The following is a 20,075-nucleotide window of genomic DNA, read 5'->3' on the forward strand; positions in this document are numbered from 1 at the left end:
TTCTCATTTTGGCAACTACCCGGATCGAATCGTTTTTGCCCCGCATCCGCGTATCGCTCACCGGTTGCAGTGCCGTGGTGGCTACGCACAACGCCGATCGCACGCAGGATGCGGTTGGAAAATGACTTGAATCGGGTAGAGCCCGCCCCATGGCCTTGACTACCGTCGCTCGCCGCCCTCTTGCAGGGCCTGTGTCCCTCTGATTGGAGTTGTGGATGTCTGTCGATTCGGGTTTACAAGTGCGCGGCCTGCGCAAGCGCTACAACAACGGCGTCGAAGCGCTGCGCGGCGTGGACCTGAGTGTCGGCCCCGGGATGTATGGCTTGCTGGGGCCTAACGGCGCGGGCAAAAGCAGCTTGATGCGGACCCTGGCGACCCTGCAGCAACCCGACGCCGGCAGCATTCACCTGGACGGGGTGGATGTGTTGGCCGATTCCGATCATTTGCGCCGCCGCCTGGGCTATCTGCCGCAGCAGTTGGGCGCATATCCGGGCGTGAGTGCGCGGGACTTGCTCGATCGTTTTGCCTGGCTCAAGGGGCGTACCGACAGCCGCCAGCGCCGCGAGGAAATCGAGGGCCTGCTGGACAAGGTCAATCTCCAACAAGCCGCCCATCGGGCGCTCGCCACTTATTCGGGCGGCATGCTGCGTCGGTTCGGCATCGCCATGGCGCTGGTGGGCTCGCCACGCTTGTTGATCGTTGATGAGCCCACGGCGGGCCTTGACCCGGCCGAACGCAACCGTTTCCATCGGGTGCTCGCCGATGTCGCCGCCGAGTCCATCGTGTTGCTTTCGACCCATATCGTCGAAGACGTCGAGAACCTCTGCAGTCGACTGGCGGTGCTGGGCGGTGGGCAGATCATTGTCGAAGGTAGCCCGGCGCAGTTGCTGGGTGCTGAGCAGGGGCGGTTGTGGGAAGCGTCCTTCGACCGTGGCGAGTCGCTGCCCGATGCCTTGCATGTGGCCGCCAGCCCGCAGGGCAGCCGGGTCATCGTCCATGGCGAGCGTCCGGCCGACCCTCGCTTTCTGCCCCATGCGCCGCGCCTGGAAGACATCTATTACCTGGCCCTGGCCCAGGCGGGTGAGGTGATCGAGGCATGAATACCTCTGCTCTGCTGATGCGCGAGGCCTGGGTGGAAGTGCGTGCCGGGCTGCGCAGTGGCATTCCATTGCTGGTGTTCCTCGGCCTGACCGGCTACCTGCTGATGGCCCTGACCAACGCCGACTATGTGCAGAAAATGGGCGCCAGCGAGATCGCCCGCAATGCCCCGAGCCTGATTTACCTGATGTCGTGCGGCTGTATGTTCTTCCTGTTTTTTGCCTGGGCCTGGGTGTTTGCCCAACCGGCCCTGAGGGACCGCAAGGCGCAGTTGGAAGAAGTGCTGCTGGCCTTGCCGCTGTCGCTGCCGGCGCTGTTGTGGGGGCGTTTTATCGGTGCGGCGTTGGTGGGTGGTTTGCTCGCCAGTTCATTGATCGTCGGCTTTCTCGTCAGCCCGGTGCTGGGCTGGCTCGGCTGGGTGCCGGCGGCGAGCATCGGCGCCCCCGTGTGGTCGGCGCTGGGATTTGCCTGGGGCGCCTTGCTGTTGCCGGTGAGCACCGGCATCGGTGCGTTGTATTACCTGCTGGCCTTGCGCAGCCGGGGCCTGGCTGCGCCGTTTGCCTTGGCGACGGTACTGATGCTGCTGTGGATGTTCGCGGTGGTGGTGCTCAAGGGCGGGCACATCAATCCATTGTTGGCCGCCAGCCTCGATCCGTCACTGTTTACCTTTGCTCAGGCCCAGGTGGAAACCTGGAGCGCCGCGCAGAAGTCCCAATCGCTGTTGGCATTGACCCCGGGGTTCTGGCTCAACCGGGCGTTGTGGTGTGGGTTGCCCTTGCTGTTGCTGGCCATCGTCTTGGCCCGCACCAGTCGCCAAGGCTTGATGGGCCGACGCAGTGGCGCTGTGTTGGCCGAGCCGCCGATGCTGTTGGCGAGCCACGTGCGCTTGCCCGGCCCGTTATCCGCCAGCCGCTGGTCGCGGGCCTTGTGGCGTGAGATCCGCTGGCAGGTACGGCAGTTGTTTGCCCGGCGCATCGGCTGGGTCGCCCTCGGGTTGTTGCTGGCCATGGGCATACTCAGCGGGTTTGTCCACATCGTGTGGCATGCACGCGGGCCGATGGTGCCGCGCCCGGATCTGATCTTGCCGTTGTTATCGAGCGCGTCGTTCCTGGTGATCGCCTTTATTGTCGCGGCGCTGGTGGGGCTGGTGTGCCGGCGCGATGACGTCGAAGGCCTGGGCGCGATGTTGCAGGCAACCCCGGCACCGGTGTGGCTGCGTTTGTTGGGCCGGGTGGCCTGCGTGCTGGCGGCGACGCTGGTCTTGGCACTGGTGCCGGGCGTTGCCAGCCTGGTGATCAGCGCGATGGCCGCCCCCGACAACCTGGCGCCGGGCTTTGTGCTGATCTATCAGACGCTGGTGTTCGCGCCGCCGCTACTGGAACTGGCGATGCTCACGGTGCTGGTGCATGCGTTGATTCGTCGCTCCGGCCTGGCGTACGCGACGTCAATGCTGCTGACGTTTTTCCTGGTGCTCAACCATGAATTGGGGTTGGTCAGTTATCCCGCCTATGCCATGGCGATACCGGCCCACGTGGCGTTGTCACAACTCACGGGCTGGGCGCCCTGGTTGCCTTATCTGGCCACCTTGACCAGTTGGAAACTGGCCGGCTGCCTGGTACTGGTTGCGGTGGCGGCGCTGGCCTTGCCCCGGGGGCCGGAGCGACGCCGTCTCATCGATGTACGCCGCAGCCTGCTGGGCTTGCCGGGTGCGCTGCTGGTGTTGGGGGCTGTCGGTTTGCTCGGCAGCGGCACGCTGTTGCATTGGCATCTGGTGGAACAGGGCGATTACCAATCGGTGGCCGAGGAACGGGCTGAGCGCGCCGAATGGGAACAGCGATGGCTGGCCGGGGCGGGTGCCTGGCAGGTGGCGAACGGGCGCTTGCATTTGCGCATCGATAGCGTTGCGCGACGTGTAGACGGTGAGTGGACGTTGGGGACCGTGATCGCCGCCAATGAGCACCTGGACGCCGAACTGCCGCCGGGTTTGCACGTCACGGCGGTGAGCGTCATGGGGCGGCCGGTCATTTTCGAACAGGCGGCCGCGCACCTGCGTGTGCCTTTGGCTGAATGCGCGGCGAGCGGCTGCAACGTGCAACTGAACTGGACGCTGGATGCCGTCGGCTGGCCGTCCGAAGGTGACGCATTCTGGCTGGGACCGCGAGGGGTGTGGTTGCAATCGCGCCGCGTGATGCCACGCCTGGGCCTGGACAGCGAGCGCCTGCTGCGTGCACCGGTCCACCGTGCCGAAGCCGGTTTGCCGCCTGAGGTGCCGAATCTGCCGGCAGGCTCGGCGGTCGCCGCGAACGCGGTGGCACCCGCAGGCGCGTGGCAATGGCTGATCGAGGTCGATGGCCAGGCTTTCAATGGTCACAGCGCAGGGCCACTGGACTTCGCCTATCACACGGCGGCGACGCACGACCTTGACGGCGTGCAAGTACTCGCCGATGCCAGCCGCCAGCAAACCGCCCGTGAGGTGCGCGAAGACCTGGAAGCCATGTCCGCTTGTGTGGCTCGGCGCCTGGGCAGTCGCCCGGCCGTCGAGTCCCTGAGCCAGTGGCCGACCGGCATGGGTACCAGCCAGTTGAGCCAGCACCATCTTGTGCTCAGCCAGACGCCGGATTGGGACGTGACGCAGGCGGGCGTCGGGCGCTGGACGCGCCGCGCGCATATCGCCGAACTGCTCGCGCGGCGGATGTTGATCGATGCCAGCGACCTGCGACAGGCCCAGGGTTACCTCTGGCTGAGCCAGGGCGTGGCGGGCGCGATCGGCTTGTTGTGTGTCGGCGACGTTGACGGCGTTGAAGCCCGCTCGACCTTGGTGAAGTTGATGGCCGATGACTTGACGCGCGCCTTGAGCAATGACGGCGAGCCCATCGGCACCTTGGCCGACGCCCGGGAACAAGGCTGGGTCGCGATGTATGCACCGCTGGCCAGCCTGGATTGGGTGGCCGGGCAAAGCGCCGGACAACTGACGGCGATGACCACGAGTATCCGAACTGGCCAGGGATGGCCCGCCGCGATCCAGGACCTGCTGGGCGCGCCCTCCGATCAGGCGATCACCGCAGCGCTCAAGCGCTGGGGGCCTGCGCAATGAATTCGAACCATCCCTTTTGCCTGGAGTTTTTCCATGTCATCACAACTGTCTATCCAACCGCTGCGCCGTCCCCTCGGCTGGCGGGAAAATGTCTTGACCCAAACCCTGGCGTTGGCCTTGTCCAGCCAGATGTGCGCGGCCTATGCCGCTGATTATCAACCTGCCGCCAGCGCGGAGGTGATCGAGCTGGCACCGCTGATGGTCAGCGCCCGGCTGAACGAGGAAAGCGCCAAGGATATTCCCTTCGGGCTTTCTGTGATCAACGGACAAACCCTCGAAGCCCGGCGCTTGCGCACCCTGGAGGACGCATTGCGGACCACGCCGGGTGTGGATGTGAATTCCTGGGGCGGCGCCAACGACGCCAATGTGCGCATTCGTGGTGTTGGTTCGCTGAACCAGATGAGCATGGACGATGGCTCGGTGGTGTTGAATGTGGACGGGGTGCCGATGTCAGTGCGCAACGCAGCGATGGCCACCCTCGACGTGGAACAGGTGGAAGTGCTCAAGGGACCCCAGGGCACGCTGTTCGGACGTAACAGCGAGGCGGGCGCGATCAACGTCACCACCCGTAAGCCGACCCGTGAACGGGAAGGTTATGTGCGCGGTGAAATCGGCAACCAGGGCCAGTTCATGACCGAAGGCGCCGTGGGCGGGCCATTGACCGAATCCGTCGCGGGGCGCATTGCCGTGCGCCGCAGCGGCTTCGATAACTGGGTCGATGCCCAGCAGGACGGTGATCCGCTGACCAAGCCTCGCGACCTGGCCCTGCGCGGCAGCCTGCTGTGGGACAACGACCAAGGCACGACCGGCCTGCTGACCGCCGAGCGCCAGCGCGCCGATCATTACGCTGGCCTGGAGATGCTGCGCCCGTTTGGTAACCGCCCCAGCCTGGACTACACGCCCGGTACGTTCGATGACAACCAGAAGACCAACGAGCGTTATTCCTTCGAGCTCAACCATGACCTGGCGCAGTCGCGGATCACCTCGATCAGCGCCTACACCAGCACCGACCTCAATGCGGTCAAAGGTTATGACCGGAACATCACCGAGGCGCTGTACGGCTCACCGTTCGAATACCTGATCGAAGATTCCGCCAAGGAGCGCGTGTGGAGCCAGGACTTGCGCCTGGGTTCACTGGCGGACGCCGATGTGTTCTGGGTGACCGGGATAAACCTGTCACGCTCCGAGCGCAGTTTCGACTCCGACGATTTCACCAGCGGTGCGCAGCAAAGGCGCGATTTCAGCACCAACAGTTATGCGCTCTACGGCGAGATGACTTATCCGATCGCCGAAGACTGGAAGCTCACTACTGGCTTGCGCCACAGCTGGGACCGCAAGACCTACGGTGCCGACTATTCCAGCGGCGGCACTACCGTCGGCGACGAACGCCGGTTGCAGGACAACTACAGCACCGGGCGCGTGGCGTTGAGCTACGCGCTGACAGCGCAGACGAATCTGTATGCGGTACTGTCGCGAGGCTATAAATCAGCCGGTTTCAACGATTACGCCACCTCGGTCAAGGACAGCGAACCCTACAAGGCCGCCAAGGTGAATTCCGCCGAAGTCGGTTTCAAGCATGAAAGCGCGGAGGGTGCCCTGAGCCTCGAGGGGGCATTGTTCCTGACCCGGGTGCAGGACGATCACCTGCTGGGGTATGACTTCAACACCCTGGCGGTCAGCGCAGTGAACGCCGATACCCGCAGCAAGGGTGCCGAGCTGTCGAGCACGTGGCATGTCACCGATGAGCTGACCCTGGGCAGCGCCATCAGCTACACCAACGCGGTGGTGACCTCCGATGCGCCGGGGGTTTCTGGCGGTGATGTCGCGGCGGGAAATCGTGTGCCGGATGTGCCGTTGTGGAGCGGCAACTTCAGCGTCGCCTGGCAGAAAAACCTGGATGAGTTCCTGGGCTTGCCGGCGCCGCGCCTGAATACGTTGCTCAACTATCGGGTGCAGAAAAATCGCCCGGCCGACCCACAGAATCACTATGACCTCAAGGGCTACGCCAAGCTGGACCTGCACCTGGGCCTGGAGAGTGGCGGTTCGGAAGTCTACCTGTGGGGCGACAACCTGCTTGATGCGCGATATGACCTGTATGGTTCGTATTCCACCGATCAAGTGCTGACCGGCATGCCGGGCCGAGGACGCTCGGCCGGCGTGGGGTACAGCTATTCGTTCTGAGTGCCGTTTGATTCGAAGGGCAGGTTAGAACGCATAGGTATAGCCGACCCCCAAGGTGCGTCGCCGTGCTGGCGCACCGTAGGCCACCGGGTCACTGTAGAAACCATAGGTGTCGTAGGTTTGGTTCAGCAGGTTGTCGGCGAAGGCATAGACCTCCCCAAACCGGCTTTCGAGGCCTGCGCGCAGGTCGAGTTTCTCGTAGTTGTCCAGGTTGAAATGATTCTGCGGATCGGCGGCGCGTTCGCCCACCAGGCGGTAATTGAGGCTGGTGTTCAAGGTGGTTTCGCCAAGACTGGCGAAGGTGCCCAACGGGTGCTGCCAGCTGATGTTGAGGTTGCCGCTCCAGCGCGGCACATCCGGGGTAAGGTTGCCGGCGGCGACATCACCGGCCTGGATGCCGTGCACGGCGCTGGTGATCTTGGCGTCGAGGTAGCTGGCGCTCGCGGCCAGGGTCAGGCCATGGTCGAAATGCCAGGCGCCCTCCAGTTCGGCGCCGCGGGTGCGGGTATCGGCATTGAACGCATTGGTGGCGAAGGTCGCAGCGTTGTAGCCCAGCAGATGGTCGTCGTGCACGCGGGTGTAGAACAGCGCACCGTTCAAGCTACCGCGGCGATCTTCTGTTTCACTTTTGAAGCCCACTTCAGCGGCTCTGCTGACGGCGGCCTTGTAGGGCTCGCTGTCGCTGACTTGTGCCGCATAATCATTGAACCCCCCGGATTTATAACCCCGCGCCAGTTGCACATAGACGTTGGTTTGCGGGGTGAGCGCGTAGCTCAGGGCCACGCGGCCGGTGCCGTAATGGTCAGTCAACTTGCGTGAATCATCCACGGCGTTGGCGCCATCGATGTATTGGCCATCGTAGGTCTTGCGATCCCAGGAATGGCGATAACCCGTGGTGAGTTTCAGGCGTTCGGTGAGCGGGAAGGTGACTTCGCCGTAGCCGGCATACGTGGTGGTGGTGAAATCGCGGAACCTGGCGCTCGTAGTGCCGTAGGTGTTGCGCGGGGTGTCGTAGCTGCGCTCGTTGCGGCTGGCGGCAAGGCCGGCGATCCAGAATGTGTCGGCGTCGGGCAGCGAGCTCAAGTGCAGGTCCTGGCTCCAGCTGCGCTCGAAGGACTTATCCACCACCCAGTACTCACTGGGCGTGCCGTACAGGGCGCCCATCAGTTTGCTGTCGTAGGCGATCAGGCCTTCGAAGTCGGCGGTGGAGGTGGCGGTTGTCGAGGTCAGGCGACTGTTGGCGAAGTCATGATCGACCTTGACGGTGTAGCGCTCGGTGGTCTTGTAGTTGTCGTCGAACAGGCCGGGTGTCAGGTCCAGGCTGGGGTCGCTGCCATAGGGGCGCAGCACCAGCGAGTTGGTGGCGCGCTCGGTTTTCTGGCGTTCGGCGCTGAACAGTATCTGGGTGTCATCGTTGAGGTCCCAAAGCAGGCTGGCGCGATAAGCCTCGTTGCGCGGTTTGGTGATGGGATCGTTGGTTTGATCGTTGTCGATCCAGCTGTCGTAGCCGGCACGACGAACCGCCAGGCGGCCGCTGAGGCTGTCGCTGATCGGCCCGCCGATGGCTCCTTCGCTGAGGAACTGGCCCTCCTGACCGACTTCGCCGCGCACATAACCTTCCAGTTCGCGGGTCGGCTGGCGGGTGGTGATATTCACCGCTCCCGCCTGGCCAATCGCACCGGACATCGTGCCCTGGGGCCCCTTGAGCACCTCGATGCGGTCGACATCCAGGGTGCCGAAACCGAGGCTGCGGGAGGCTACGGGTACGCCATCGATGTTGAACGCCACTGAGCTGTCATCCATCGACATCTGGTACAGCGAGCCGACGCCGCGGATCAGCACGTTGAAGTCATTGGGGCCGCCGGATGAATTGACACTGACCCCGGACGTATTGCGCAGGGCGCTTTCCAATGTGTCGAGGCGCTGGGTACGCAGTTGCTCGCCGCTGATCACGCTAAGGCTGATGGGCAGGCTCTTGGGATCTTCCTGCTCCATGCGCGCGGTCACCGTCGAGACAGGTAATTCAAAGACTTCGCCGGTGGCGGCAAGGGCTGGACAGGCCAGTGTCCAAGTTAAGATTATTGTTATAGTATTACACTTGTAGCAAGATCGAGGGGTAGTCGTCGTGTTGCATCGTGCAGACATAATGGGACCTTGACTGAGGTTTTGAGCAGTGCGCGTGACCGTTAGCAGTAACGAATGGGCGCAGCGTGTGCGGCGCGCCAGATGCTAATAATTATCAATTGCATAACTCTACCCCGATGTGATCTGATTCGAGCCGTATCCGGTCAACCAGGAGATTCACGATGTCAGTCGTTCAAGGAGGCGCAGGAGAGCCGATGCCGGTTTCGCGAATCATTACGGGAGAATATGGAAGCGACTTGGGACCCGGGGCGCACTGTCGGGTCACTCGCATGGCCCTGCAGGACGGACTCGACATCGTGCGCTGGCAAAGCAAGTTCGAGCAACCGATCGAATTGCCCCTGCAGGATGACAGCGATTGCATTCACTTCAGCTTCACCAACCTGCTCAAGGGCAAGGCTGCCTGCAGCTTCCGTGACGGCCGTCGGCAGCGCCGCTACGTGATTGACGAAGGCGCGGGCTGCATCAGTTATGGCCGTCGTCGCGATGGCCTCTATCACCAGCATGGCGAGATCGACAACATCACGGTCATGATCCGGCCCGAGGTGCTGTCACAGTGGGAGTTGAAACTCGACCCGCTGCTGAACAAGGCACTGGCGTGCGATCATTGTTTCCTTGATGGCCATCGCAGTGGCGAGATGAGCGCGACGGCCCATCTGTTGTGCAAGGCCATGGACCCGGGACCCGACTTGCCGATGGGCCAACCGCGAAGCGGTCTTTGGCTGTATGGCCAAAGCGTGACCCTGGTCAGCCTGTTCCTGGAGGCGCGCCGCAATGTGGAGTGCACTTGCCGTGTCAGCCACATCGACCGCCAACGCCTGTTGCGTGCGCGTGAACGCTTGCTTGCCGATCTGGGCAAGGCGCCAAGCCTGTCGGAACTCGCTCGCGAGTCCGGCATGAGCCAGCCCAAGCTCACCCGCGGTTTTCGCCAACTGTTCTTCAACAGCGTCTACGGCGTCTTCCAGCAAGCGCGGATGATCCAGGCCCGCAGTCGATTGTTGAACGGCGAAGAGTCGGTGATGCGAATCGCCTCGGACCTCGGTTATGCCAACGCCAGCCACTTCGCCACCGCCTTTCGCAAGCAGTTCGGGATCAACCCTTCGCTCCTCAAGCATGGCGGAAGAAACAAGCTATCGATCTAGGTCAGGTGCGCCAAACCCAACGATCGCCTTGGTTTCCAGATACTCCTCAAGGCCGAAGACGCCGTATTCACGGCCATTGCCCGAGCGTTTGTAGCCACCGAAGGGCGCCATGGGATTCCAGGCCGGGTAATTGAGGAGCACTTGCCCCGCGCGGATACGAGAAGCCACGGCGCGTGCCAGATCAAGATCCTGCGATTGAACATGGGCGCCGAGCCCATAGATCGTATCGTTCGCGATAGCGACTGCCTCATCGATGGTTTCATAGGCAATGATGCACAGCACCGGCCCGAAGATTTCTTCCTGGGCGATCCGCATGGCGTTATCCACCTCGGAGAAAACCGTCGGGCGGGTGTAGAAGCCCTTTTCAAACCCCGACACGCGTCCCAGTCCACCGCACAGCAGTTTGGCACCCTCATGCAGGCCAGCCTCGATCATGGCTTGCACGCGATTGAACTGGGCCTCATTGGCGATGGGGCCGAGTACCGTGTCCGGTGATTGCGGATCGCCCACGATGATCGCGTTGGCAGTGGCGGCCGCCAGCGCTTCGACTTCCGCCAGGCGGTCCTTGGGCACGATCATCCGGGTGGGGGCGCTGCACGATTGTCCAACGTTGCGCAACGCCGCCATCACGCCCAACGGGACGGCTTTGGCAAAGTCCGCATCAGGCAGCAGAATGTTCGGGGATTTGCCGCCCAATTCCTGCCCGACCCGCTTCGCCGTCGGGGCGGCCGCCTGTGCCACCAGTGCACCTGCGCGGTTTGAGCCGGTAATCGAAATCATGTCAACATCCGGGTGTGCGGCCATTGCCGCGCCGACCACATGGCCGCTGCCGTTCACCAGGTTGAAGACGCCCGGCGGAAGGCCCGCATCATGGACCACTTGCGCAAACAGGAGGGCGCTCAGCGGTGACAGTTCACTGGGTTTGAGGACCACCGTGCAGCCGGCTGCCAGCGCTGCGGCGACTTTTGCGGTGATTTGATAAAGCGGCCAGTTCCACGGGGTGATGAGGCCGCAGACGCCGATCGGTTCGCGCTGGATTGCGGTCCCGTTCTCGACTGTCTGGAAGCGATAAGTGGAGAGGAGGTCGCGGGCGACTCGAACGTGTTCGGCCGCCAGGGGCACTTGCATCGCCCGTGCAGAACCGATGGCTGCGCCCATTTCCAGGGAGATCGCCTGGGCAAACGCTTCTTTTCGCTCAAGGATAAGCGCATGGATCTTGTCCAGCACCCGTGCTCGCGCCACTGTGGGAGTGGTAGACCAATCGGCAAACGCGGCACGCGCCGCCGCGACCGCCCGATCGACATCCTCGGCAGACCCGCTAGCGACCTGGGCGACGATCTCTTCGGTAGCCGGATTGACCACCGGCAAACTGGCCGGGCTTGCCGGCGCCGACCAGCCGCCATTGATATAAAACAGGTGGGCGGTTTGCGGATCAACGCAGTAGCTGTTCGAAGATTGGCTAGTCATCCAAGGTGTTCCTTTCGAGCGGTATGTCGAGTCTGCTCAATAAGCTAACAAAGCGGCCCAGAGAAAATATGCCGTTCTTCACGTGCGCAAAGGAGAATCTGCCGTATCTGCAGGGCTAACTTGGCATTACCTTGTGGCGAGGGAGCTTGCTCCCGCTGGGCTGCGCAGCAGACCCTTTTACCCGCTGCGTGCCACTGCTTCTATTTCGATCAGGTAGCCATGATGCAAGGCGGGAACCGGCACCACCGCCCGCGCTGGCCGGTGTTCTCCCAGGTAACCGGCGTAGATTCGATCGAAGGCGGCCCAGTGTTCGATGCCTGCGACATAGACAGTGACCTTCAGCAGGTCGCTCGTGCTTCGGCCCGCTGCGCTGAGGATCGCCACCAGGTTATCGAGCGCGATGGAGGCTTGGACCTCAAACGGTTGGTCGGCGCTGTGGACGCCATCGGCGCGTATCGGCAGTTGTCCGGACACATACAGGACGCCTTGGTGCACGACTGCCTGGGCGTAATGTCCACCCGGCGCTGCGGCGTTGGCCGTGCAGATCAGGTTGATCGAGCCTGTTTGATTACCAGCCATGCAAACGACCCCAGGTATGTACACCACCCTCGGCGTCGACCGCGTGATAGTCCGGGAATTGCGTGCCTGTGGCACAGGCATGGTTGGGCAGGATGCGCAGGCGACTACCAATGGGGAAGCGCACGGTGATATCAACATTCTCTGCCGTTTCAAGCGCGATGATCCCGTGCTCTTGATTGGCTCCGGTGAGCAGCGCCCCCTCGATCCAATCGCCGGCTTCGGTGCAAACCTGGCCGTAACCAAAGTCTCGCTTCTGGTGCTGCGTGCCCCGGTCACGGCTCATGGACATCCAACCGGCATCGGTGATGATCCAGCCTTTGTCTTTCTGATGACCGATGACGGTGGTCAGTACGCTCAGCGCCAACTCGTCCGGCTGGCAGATACCGATGTTGTGCATCACCAGGTCGAAAAACACATAGACCCCGGCGCGTACTTCGGTGACGCCTTCCAGGCTCAATGCCGACAATGCCGTAGGCGTCGAGCCGATGCTGACCTCCGGGCACGGGAACCCCGCTTCACGGATTCGTTGGGCCGCTTTGACGCAGAGACCGCGTTCCTGTTCGGCCAAGGCTTGCAGCGCTTCTGGGGTGTCAAGCTCGTAGCTTGACCCGGCATGGGTCATCACACCGCGAAGCTGCATGCCACCCTCGCTGAGTATCCGGGCGACTTCAACGAGTGAATCGTCGTCCACGTGCAGGCCAGATCGATGGCCGTCGCAGTCGATCTCGATCCAGACGTCGAAACGTTCGTGGTGTTGCTGGCCGAAGGCGACGATGGCCTGGGCCGCTGCGATGCTGTCGGTAAGGAGGCTCAACTGGCAGCCTTGGCGCCGCAGCAGCAGGGCTTGGGCCAATTTGCCTGGCGCTATGGCGACGGCGTAGAAAACGTCACGGATGCCTTCAGCGAAACAATATTGGGCTTCCTTCAAGGTAGAAACCGTTACGCCACTGGCGCCGGCGGTGAGCTGCGCCCTGATCACAGGCAGGCATTTGCTGGTTTTGATATGCGGGCGCAAACGCACACCCAAGGCATCCATGCGTTGTTGCATGCGCTGGATATTGTGCTGCATGCGCGGCACATCGACGATCGCGGCGGGGGTATCGAGGGTGGCAAGAGAGGCGGACATGAGGGGGGCTCGAATGGCTGGGTACAGGGAGCACTCTACAAAACGTTCGTGAAGCTGTGGTTCAATTAGATGTCATCAATCATTAAGTACAAGTGAATGATATCCATCGAAGACCTGCGTCTGGCCGTGACGCTGGCGCGTGCCGAGTCGTTGAGCGCTGCCGCCAGAATCCTGAATGTCTCACCCCCTGCGCTGTCCATGCGTCTGCGCAAGCTGGAGACGCTGCTCGGCCTGACATTGGCCAATCGCGATGCCCGGCGCCTGAGTCTTACCGCCGATGGCGAGCGCTTCTCCCGGGAAAGCGCGCGTTTGCTGGAGCAGTTGGAGGCGCTCCCGGAGTCCTTCAAGCAACAAGACGAGCAACTGGTCGGCACGCTCAGGTTGGCGGCGCCGTTCGGCTATGGACGCCAACGCGTTGCACCGCTGCTGGCGCGGTTCGCCAGGTTGCACCCTCAGCTATGCCTGCACCTGGATTTACGCGAAACGCCTTGGCCTGATCGCCATGACAGCGATGCGGTGATTCATATTGGTCACCTCAATGACAGCCTGTGGGTGGCCAGACTCCTTACGTCAAATGACCGATGGTTATGCGCAAGCCCTGCCTATCTGGAGCAGCACGGCACGCCGTCCTCGCCCGAGCAACTCGCTGAGCACCGCTGCATTTGCATTCGTGAAAATGATGAAGATGTCACGCTGTGGCATCTGCGTAAGGGGCAGGGGCGTAAAACCTTGCGCATCGAGCCCGCGATGCTGAGCAACGATGGCAGCGTGGCCCGACGCTGGGCGGAGCAAGGCCTGGGGCTGGTGTTGCGTTCGCAATGGGATGTCAGTGACGCCATTGCCGACAGGCGTTTGGTTCGGGTGTTGGCGGATTGGCAATTCGACAGTGCGCCGATCAGCCTGGTGGTGCCTTCACGAAAACTGCGTAGCCCGCGGGTGCAGGCTTTGGTGGTGTTTCTGGAAGAGGCGTTGAAAGCATGATTGGCAGATTTTGGTGTGTATATCCGTTATTTAGGTAACGGCGGCTTATGGTTCCGCTCTTACAGCGGGTCACTTTTGAAGAGCGCAAAAGTAACCAAAACGCTTTTGCCCCACCACTCGGTGCCTCGCCTAGGCTCGGCATGCCTGAACGAAGGCATTGCTCCGTGGGCCGCCGCGAAGGGCCATCCATGGCCCAGCGCGGCTAACCCGGCATCCTTGCCGGGTTGCCCACTGCGCAATACCTTCGTTCAGCCAGCGTGGTTAACGGGGCGCCCGAGATCAACGTCCACCGCGAGGCGGCCTGATAGCCGACCTGGCTCTTGGTTGGGACCGCGTTCCTCCTGTGGGAACGGGCTTGCTCGCGAAGGCGGTGGGTCAGTTTGCGGTGATGTTGGATGTGCCGACGGCATCGCGAGCAAGCTCGCTCCCACAGGGGATCTTGGGTGTTCATGAGTCTTGTGTTCACCACAGGCCCACTGTGGGAGCGAGCTTGCTCGCGATAGCGGTGGCTCAACCACATAGGGCCGGCATGTGCCCCGCTCTTGCTCTTGCTCTTGCTCTTGCTCTTGCTTTGGCTCTTGCTCTTGCTCTTGCTTTGGCTCTTGCTCTTGCTCTTGCTTTGGCTCTTGATCTTGATCTGGACGCCCCGTTAAACCACGCTGGCCGAACGCAGGTATTGCGCAGTGGGCATCCCGGCATGGATGCCGGGATAGCCGCGCTGGGCCATGGATGGCCCTTCGCGGCGGCCCACGGAGCAATGCCGGAGTGAGGGCATGCCGAGCCTAAGCGAGGCACCGAGTGGTGGGGCAAAGCGTTTTGGTTACTTTTGCGCTCTTCAAAAGTGACCCGCTGTAAGAGCGGAACCCTAAGCCGCCGTTACGCAAAAAACGGATATACACACCAACCCACGCCTTTCGGAACACATAATCAGAGTCGTCAATAACGACTTAGTGAACAGCATCACCTGTGGAAGCGAGCCCACTCGCGAAAGCGGCATGTCAGGCAACCCGGCATTTTCCTACCCCGCAAGCTTCAAATGACTACGTCCCCTGTTAGTCATTACCCACAGCCTGCGCCCCCTACCCTATCGATATTTATGGCGCGCCGGGCTTTAGCATCAAACCGTCAGGCCACTTGATGCCTGCACCCACCGACTAAAACTTCGAATGGATTCGAATATGTTCAAACCTACCGTCGGCCCCATTGTCGGGCACACGACCACCGATCACGCCCGGATATTCCTGCGCGGCGATCACGGCAACAACCGGGTATTTGCCGGCATTCGCCACCGGCGCCGAGGGGACACCCGCTGGTCAAAAGGGCACTTCGTCCAATTGAAGGCATACCGCGACATGTCCGATGTCATCGTATTGAAAGGCCTTCAACCCGACACCGCCTACGAATACCAGGCCGGCTGGCTCAGCCCCTTGAGCCCGACCCATACCGTGGAAACCATCCAGGAACTGCCGCTGCAATGGCCCCGCAACACCTACTGTTTGCGCACGCCGGCCGATAAAACCGATGCACCACGGGCTTATATCGTGGGTTCATGTCGCTACTTGCGGATCGCCGCCAGCACCCCGTTACTCCCCAGCCTTGGGGATCGCACCTTTGCCGGCATCAATCGCGTCGTCGAACAGGCCGACCCGCCGATCAGCGCGGTATTGATGACCGGAGACCAGGTTTATCTCGATGACTTGAATATCATCGGCCCGGACCGAACCTATAAACACATCCTTTTCAGATACCGATCGGTATTTACCCAGCCGCACATCAGAAAACTGATGTCTGGCACGCCGACCTACATGATCCTCGACGACCACGAAATCGAAGACAACTGGCCCGCCAGGAAAACCGACCACGATGATGTCCTGTATGCCAATGCCATGAGCGCTTATGGGCTTTACCAGGCCAGCCATGGGCCCGCCCATGAACTGTCGAGCGACGGAACATTGAACAAGTCGTTGGCCCGCTACTGGTACACCTTTGCCCATGGCGATATCCACTGGTTCGTCACCGACAGCCGGACGCAACGCAACCTGTCGGCGGACGATCGGCGCATCCTCGACGCGGAACAGGAACGGTCCCTGCTCGAGTGGCTCGTCAGCAGCCCCGCACGGGTCAAGCTCGTCGTCACCAGCGTGATGTTTTTCCCTGACAGCCAGCGCAACGACGGCGATGCCTGGCAGGCCTTCCCGGAACAACGTCTGCGCCTGTTGGAGACCATCCGCCGCCATCGGATCAAAAACGTGGTGTTCATCTCGGGTGACGTCCACGGTTCCATGACCAGCCGCCTGCGTCACAGCCAGGATCCTGATTTCGAGGTCAACACCGTCGTTTCATCGCCGTTCTACAACAGCAAACTGCTGCCTTTTGCAAAAGCCGCGGATTTTATTTTCCACAGGCCCATGGCCCGCACGGACAGCGGTGAGTACCGCTATGAACTGACCAGCGAAGTGGTGAGCCGGGACAACTTCGCCCGCCTGCAGGTCACGGCGCAGAGCCTTCAAGTCACCTTCCACGACCGTGACGGCGGGCCCTTGCAGACGGTCGATATCCCGCTGCGATGAACTTCCATGCCCTCTGATCGGCCGGCGACTGGAGAAATCCCGTTGTCGGCCGATAAAAGGTTTATAGCACTTGGCCTTCATCTCTCTTGTCAGCCAGTGCCGCAATGATGCAACCTTGCGCCAATCCGTAATAACGAGGGCGTCAGCCCGGCGCGATCAGCATTTTCGAAGCGAGTTTCCCCATGAAAAGCCAACCCGATGCCGCCAGCCGTATGGCGGCCGAGGTAGTGACGCAGTTACCGGTGCCCGCGCGGCTCGGTATGCTGCGTTTCGAACGGCTGAATGAAGCTAGCTGGGCGCTGTTGTTTCTCGACCCCAACTGCGAGCGACACTTCGGCCTGCCGGCGGTAGAGCTGTGCTCGCTGGTCAGTTCGCCCTACGCCAGCCTGATGGAACCCGAAGCGCGCTATCAATTGCACGACGCCATCCAGCAACAATTGGCCCAGGCCGCGCATTACCAGATTCGTTACACGCTCCACACCGCCAAGGGCCCGATGAATGTGCTGGAAACGGGCGAAGCCTACAAGCAGCACAATCGTCACCTGCTGCGCGGCTACCTGCTGGTGGTGGACAATTTGCTGCAAAGCGAACCCTCCATGCCGGCCCTGGACCTGGAAACCCAGAACTCGCGCCTGCAGATCGCCCTGGAACTGAACCAGCGCGCCCAGCAAGAGCAGCTCCAGCACCTGGACCGGGTACGTGCCCAACAGGACCTGATCCTGCTGCTGACCCGTCAACGCTACAGCGCCAACAACTCCCTGCTCGAAGCGGCCGAACTCATCACCCGCAGCGCCTGTGACATCTACCAGATCGACTGCGCCAGTATCTGGAATCTGGACGATGGCCAACTGGTGCCGATTTCCGCGTACAACCGCGCGTCCCAGGAGTACTTCCTGCCGACGGTCATCGACGTCAACGAGTTTCCCGACTACATGGAGGCGCTGCAGACCTGCCGCGCCATCGACGCCCACAATGCGATGCGCGACCCGCGTACCCGGGAACTGGCCGAGAGCCTGCGCGCCCGCGACGTCAACGCCATTCTCGACGCCAGCGTGCGTATCGACGGCCAGGTAGTAGGCGTGCTGTGCCTGGAACAAGTGGGCGTCACCCGCGCCTGGCAATCGGATGAGATCGCCTTTGCCGGCGAGCTGGCGGACCAGTTCGCCCAGGTCATCAACAACCACAACCGCCGCACCGCCACCAGCGCCCTGCACCTGTTCCAGCGCGCCGTGGAGCAGAGCGCCAACGCGTTCCTGCTGGTCAATTGCGACGGTGTGGTGGAGTACGTCAACCCGAGCTTCACCGCGATCACCCAATACACCACCGAGGAAGTCCACGGCCAACGCCTCTCGGAACTGCCGGCCCTGGAAAACCTCAGCGAGCTGCTGTTCGACGCGCCCTCGGCGCTGGCTCAAAGCAATAGCTGGCAGGGCGAGTTCAAGAGCCGGCGCAAGAACCTGGAACCCTACTGGGGCCAGCTGTCGATTTCCAAGGTGTATGGCGACAACCGCGAGCTGACCCACTACATCGGCATCTACGAAGACATCACCCAGACCAAGCTGGCCCAGCAGCGCATCGAGCGCCTGGCCTACACCGACAATCTGACTAACCTGGGCAACCGCCCGGCGTTCATTCGCAACCTCGATGAACGCTTCGCCCGGGACAGTGATTCGCCCATCAGCCTGCTACTGGTGGACATCGACAACTTCAAGCGTATCAACGACAGCCTCGGCCACCAGACCGGTGACAAGCTGCTGATCAGCCTGGCCCGGCGCCTGCGCAACAGCCTGAGCCCCAGCGGCAGCCTGGCGCGATTCGCCAGTAACGAGTTCGCCGTGCTGTTGGACGACACGAGCCTGGAAGCCGGGCAGCAAATCGCCAGCCAATTGCTGATGACCCTCGACAAACCGATGTTCGTCGACAACCAACTGATCAGCGTGACCGGTTCCGTGGGCCTGGCCTGCGCGCCGCTGCACGGCCGTGATCCGCAGACCCTGATGCGCAACGCCGGCCTCGCCCTGCACAAGGCCAAGGCCAACGGCAAGCATCAGGTCCAGGTGTTCACCGAGGCGCTGAACGCCGAGGCCAGCTACAAACTGTTTGTCGAAAACAACCTGCGCCGCGCCCTGACCCAGAACGAACTGGACGTGTTCTACCAGCCCAAGTTGTGCCTGCGCAGCGGCCGCCTGCTGGGCATGGAGGCGTTGCTGCGCTGGAACCATCCGGAAAAGGGCATGATCCGCCCGGACCAGTTCATCAGCGTGGCCGAAGAAACCGGCCTGATCATCCCCATCGGCAAATGGATCGCCCGCCAGGCTTGCCGCATGAGCAAGCAATTGACCGCCGCCGGCCTGGGCAACCTGCAAGTGGCGATCAACCTGTCGCCCAAGCAGTTCTCCGACCCGGACCTGGTCGCCTCCATCGCCAGCATCCTCAAGGAGGAACAACTGCCGGCCCGGCTGCTGGAACTGGAGCTGACCGAAGGCCTGCTGCTGGAAGCCACCGAAGACACCCACTTGCAGCTCGACCAGCTCAAGCGCCTGGGGCTGACCCTGGCCATGGACGACTTCGGCACCGGGTATTCATCCCTGAGCTACCTGAAGAAATTCCCGATCGACATCATCAAGATCGATCGCAGCTTCATCCATGAGATCCCGGACAACCAGGACGACATGGAAATCACCTCGGCGGTGATCGCCATGGCTCACAACCTGAAACTCAAGGTCGTGGCCGAAGGCATCGAAACCGCCCAGCAACTGACGTTCCTGCGGCGTCACCGTTGCGACGTCGGCCAGGGCTACCTGTTCGACCGGCCAATCCCCGGCGCGGAGCTGATCGACAAGCTCAAGCGCTACCCGCGCGGGCCTCTGGTCTGACAGCAGCGTATAGCTTGCGGCGGCTTTTCTGAGGCACACTGACGGTCTATGTCGCTCAATTCAATCTGACTGAGAGGACTGATCATGGTCTTGCGCTCGGAAATCCTGGTGAATAAAAACGTGCTACCTACTCAAGAACAAGCCCTGCCTGGCCGTGAAACCCCCATGACCGTGCCGGACAAACACTTCGTCCACGACGCGCCCCTGCTGGGCCCGTTTGCCATGGACGTGGACTTCGCGATCTTCGGCCTCGGCTGCTTCTGGGGCGCGGAGCGCAAGTTCTGGCAGCGCGAAGGCGTGGTCAGTACAGCGGTGGGTTACGCCGGGGGGTTCACGCCAAACCCAACGTATGAAGAAGTCTGCTCGGGCCTTACCGGCCACAGCGAAGTGGTGCTGGTGGTCTACGAGCCAGCGAAAGTCAGCTACGAACAGCTGTTGAAGATGTTCTGGGAACTGCACAACCCGACCCAGGGCATGCGCCAGGGGAACGACATCGGCACCCAGTACCGTTCGGTGATCTACGCCACCAACCCGACCCAACTGGCGGCGGCCAGACACAGCGAGCAAGTCTTCCAGGCCGAGTTGACCAAGGCCGGCAAAGGCACCATCACGACCGAAATCGAAGAGGCGCCGACCTTCTACTTCGCCGAGGCCTATCACCAGCAGTACCTGGCGAAGAACCCGGAAGGCTATTGCGGGATCGGCGGGACCGGCGTGACGTGCCCGATCTGACTTTCTGGCTCCAGATCCAGTGTGGGAGCTGAGCCTGTGGGAGCAAGGCTTGCCCGCGATGCGGCGGCACATTCAACATCGATGCAG

13 protein-coding genes are annotated in these 20,075 nt (G+C 62.0%); 8 read left to right on the top strand and 5 right to left on the bottom strand.

Translation table 11 applies throughout. The features are described from left to right. Positions 1-215 precede the first annotated feature (215 nt). From AC3A5O_RS00805 to AC3A5O_RS00815, 3 genes are read left to right on the top strand one after another with little or no spacing between them, the layout of a single operon-like run. Positions 216-1,100: an ABC transporter ATP-binding protein gene (locus AC3A5O_RS00805; protein ID WP_487752748.1), complete on the top strand. Its 885-nt coding sequence runs from the start codon at positions 216-218 to the stop codon at positions 1,098-1,100. Then, positions 1,097-4,192, top strand: coding sequence for a hypothetical protein (locus AC3A5O_RS00810; RefSeq protein ID WP_487752749.1), 3,096 nt, complete (start codon positions 1,097-1,099; stop codon positions 4,190-4,192). The genes AC3A5O_RS00805 and AC3A5O_RS00810 overlap by 4 nt, the downstream gene beginning before the upstream one ends. A 33-nt stretch (positions 4,193-4,225) precedes the next feature. Next, complete coding sequence (locus tag AC3A5O_RS00815; protein ID WP_487752750.1) at positions 4,226-6,373, top strand: TonB-dependent receptor; 2,148 nt, start codon at positions 4,226-4,228, stop codon at positions 6,371-6,373. A 24-nt stretch (positions 6,374-6,397) separates the two neighbouring features. Here AC3A5O_RS00815 and AC3A5O_RS00820 read toward each other — a convergent pair whose 3' ends face one another. Further along, positions 6,398-8,368 (bottom strand): TonB-dependent receptor, encoded by a 1,971-nt coding sequence (locus tag AC3A5O_RS00820; protein ID WP_487752751.1) that lies wholly within the window; start codon positions 8,366-8,368, stop codon positions 6,398-6,400. A gap of 419 nt (positions 8,369-8,787) precedes the next feature. Here AC3A5O_RS00820 and AC3A5O_RS00825 point away from each other — a divergent pair, with 419 nt between their 5' ends. Beyond that, positions 8,788-9,657: a helix-turn-helix transcriptional regulator gene (locus tag AC3A5O_RS00825; RefSeq protein ID WP_305471117.1), complete on the top strand. Its 870-nt coding sequence runs from the start codon at positions 8,788-8,790 to the stop codon at positions 9,655-9,657. Here the strand turns inward: AC3A5O_RS00825 and AC3A5O_RS00830 are convergent. The 3 genes from AC3A5O_RS00830 to AC3A5O_RS00840 form a co-directional block, all read right to left on the bottom strand. After that, a complete protein-coding gene (locus AC3A5O_RS00830; protein WP_487752752.1) occupies positions 9,646-11,124 on the bottom strand; it encodes an aldehyde dehydrogenase family protein in 1,479 nt (492 codons plus the stop codon). The genes AC3A5O_RS00825 and AC3A5O_RS00830 overlap by 12 nt on opposite strands. A 177-nt stretch (positions 11,125-11,301) precedes the next feature. Further along, entirely contained in the window at positions 11,302-11,703 is a 402-nt protein-coding gene (locus AC3A5O_RS00835) for a RidA family protein (RefSeq protein WP_122564799.1), read from the bottom strand. Then, the gene (locus AC3A5O_RS00840) at positions 11,693-12,829 is read right to left on the bottom strand and encodes a DSD1 family PLP-dependent enzyme (protein WP_487752753.1); all 1,137 of its coding nucleotides are present in this window, start codon (positions 12,827-12,829) and stop codon (positions 11,693-11,695) included. Before AC3A5O_RS00840 ends, AC3A5O_RS00835 begins: the two co-directional genes overlap by 11 nt. Positions 12,830-12,925: 96 nt before the next feature. On the opposite strand from AC3A5O_RS00840, the gene AC3A5O_RS00845 reads away from it, so the two are divergent. Continuing rightward, the gene (locus tag AC3A5O_RS00845; RefSeq protein ID WP_305481556.1) at positions 12,926-13,810 is read left to right on the top strand and encodes a LysR family transcriptional regulator; all 885 of its coding nucleotides are present in this window, start codon (positions 12,926-12,928) and stop codon (positions 13,808-13,810) included. A gap of 649 nt (positions 13,811-14,459) precedes the next feature. On the opposite strand, the gene AC3A5O_RS00850 is transcribed toward AC3A5O_RS00845, so the two are convergent. After that, positions 14,460-14,585 (bottom strand): hypothetical protein, encoded by a 126-nt coding sequence (locus tag AC3A5O_RS00850; protein ID WP_446533920.1) that lies wholly within the window; start codon positions 14,583-14,585, stop codon positions 14,460-14,462. 403 nt (positions 14,586-14,988) lie between these two features. Between AC3A5O_RS00850 and AC3A5O_RS00855 the strand changes: the two genes are divergently transcribed. The 3 genes from AC3A5O_RS00855 (at position 14,989) to msrA (ending at position 19,988) form a co-directional block, all read left to right on the top strand. Next, positions 14,989-16,380 (top strand): alkaline phosphatase D family protein, encoded by a 1,392-nt coding sequence (locus AC3A5O_RS00855; protein ID WP_487752754.1) that lies wholly within the window; start codon positions 14,989-14,991, stop codon positions 16,378-16,380. Between the two features lie 182 nt (positions 16,381-16,562). Continuing rightward, on the top strand, positions 16,563-19,256 hold the full coding sequence (locus AC3A5O_RS00860; protein WP_122565364.1) for a putative bifunctional diguanylate cyclase/phosphodiesterase: 2,694 nt from the start codon (positions 16,563-16,565) through the stop codon (positions 19,254-19,256). Positions 19,257-19,340: 84 nt separating this feature from the next. After that, a complete protein-coding gene (msrA, locus tag AC3A5O_RS00865) occupies positions 19,341-19,988 on the top strand; it encodes a peptide-methionine (S)-S-oxide reductase MsrA (protein WP_122565363.1) in 648 nt (215 codons plus the stop codon). Positions 19,989-20,075 lie beyond the last annotated feature (87 nt).

It is taken from the genome of Pseudomonas sp. Soil_N_39 (assembly GCF_057655955.1).

Coding starts and splice junctions, on each gene's coding strand:
- AC3A5O_RS00805 (WP_487752748.1), top strand. CDS start 216: ATGTCTGTCGATTCGGGTTTACAAGTGCGCGGCCTGCGCAAGCGCTAC.
- AC3A5O_RS00810 (WP_487752749.1), top strand. CDS start 1,097: ATGAATACCTCTGCTCTGCTGATGCGCGAGGCCTGGGTGGAAGTGCGT.
- AC3A5O_RS00815 (WP_487752750.1), top strand. CDS start 4,226: ATGTCATCACAACTGTCTATCCAACCGCTGCGCCGTCCCCTCGGCTGG.
- AC3A5O_RS00820 (WP_487752751.1), bottom strand. CDS start 8,368: ATGGAGCAGGAAGATCCCAAGAGCCTGCCCATCAGCCTTAGCGTGATC.
- AC3A5O_RS00825 (WP_305471117.1), top strand. CDS start 8,788: ATGGCCCTGCAGGACGGACTCGACATCGTGCGCTGGCAAAGCAAGTTC.
- AC3A5O_RS00830 (WP_487752752.1), bottom strand. CDS start 11,124: ATGACTAGCCAATCTTCGAACAGCTACTGCGTTGATCCGCAAACCGCC.
- AC3A5O_RS00835 (WP_122564799.1), bottom strand. CDS start 11,703: ATGGCTGGTAATCAAACAGGCTCGATCAACCTGATCTGCACGGCCAAC.
- AC3A5O_RS00840 (WP_487752753.1), bottom strand. CDS start 12,829: ATGTCCGCCTCTCTTGCCACCCTCGATACCCCCGCCGCGATCGTCGAT.
- AC3A5O_RS00845 (WP_305481556.1), top strand. CDS start 12,926: ATGATATCCATCGAAGACCTGCGTCTGGCCGTGACGCTGGCGCGTGCC.
- AC3A5O_RS00850 (WP_446533920.1), bottom strand. CDS start 14,585: ATGCCCTCACTCCGGCATTGCTCCGTGGGCCGCCGCGAAGGGCCATCC.
- AC3A5O_RS00855 (WP_487752754.1), top strand. CDS start 14,989: ATGTTCAAACCTACCGTCGGCCCCATTGTCGGGCACACGACCACCGAT.
- AC3A5O_RS00860 (WP_122565364.1), top strand. CDS start 16,563: ATGAAAAGCCAACCCGATGCCGCCAGCCGTATGGCGGCCGAGGTAGTG.
- msrA (WP_122565363.1), top strand. CDS start 19,341: ATGGTCTTGCGCTCGGAAATCCTGGTGAATAAAAACGTGCTACCTACT.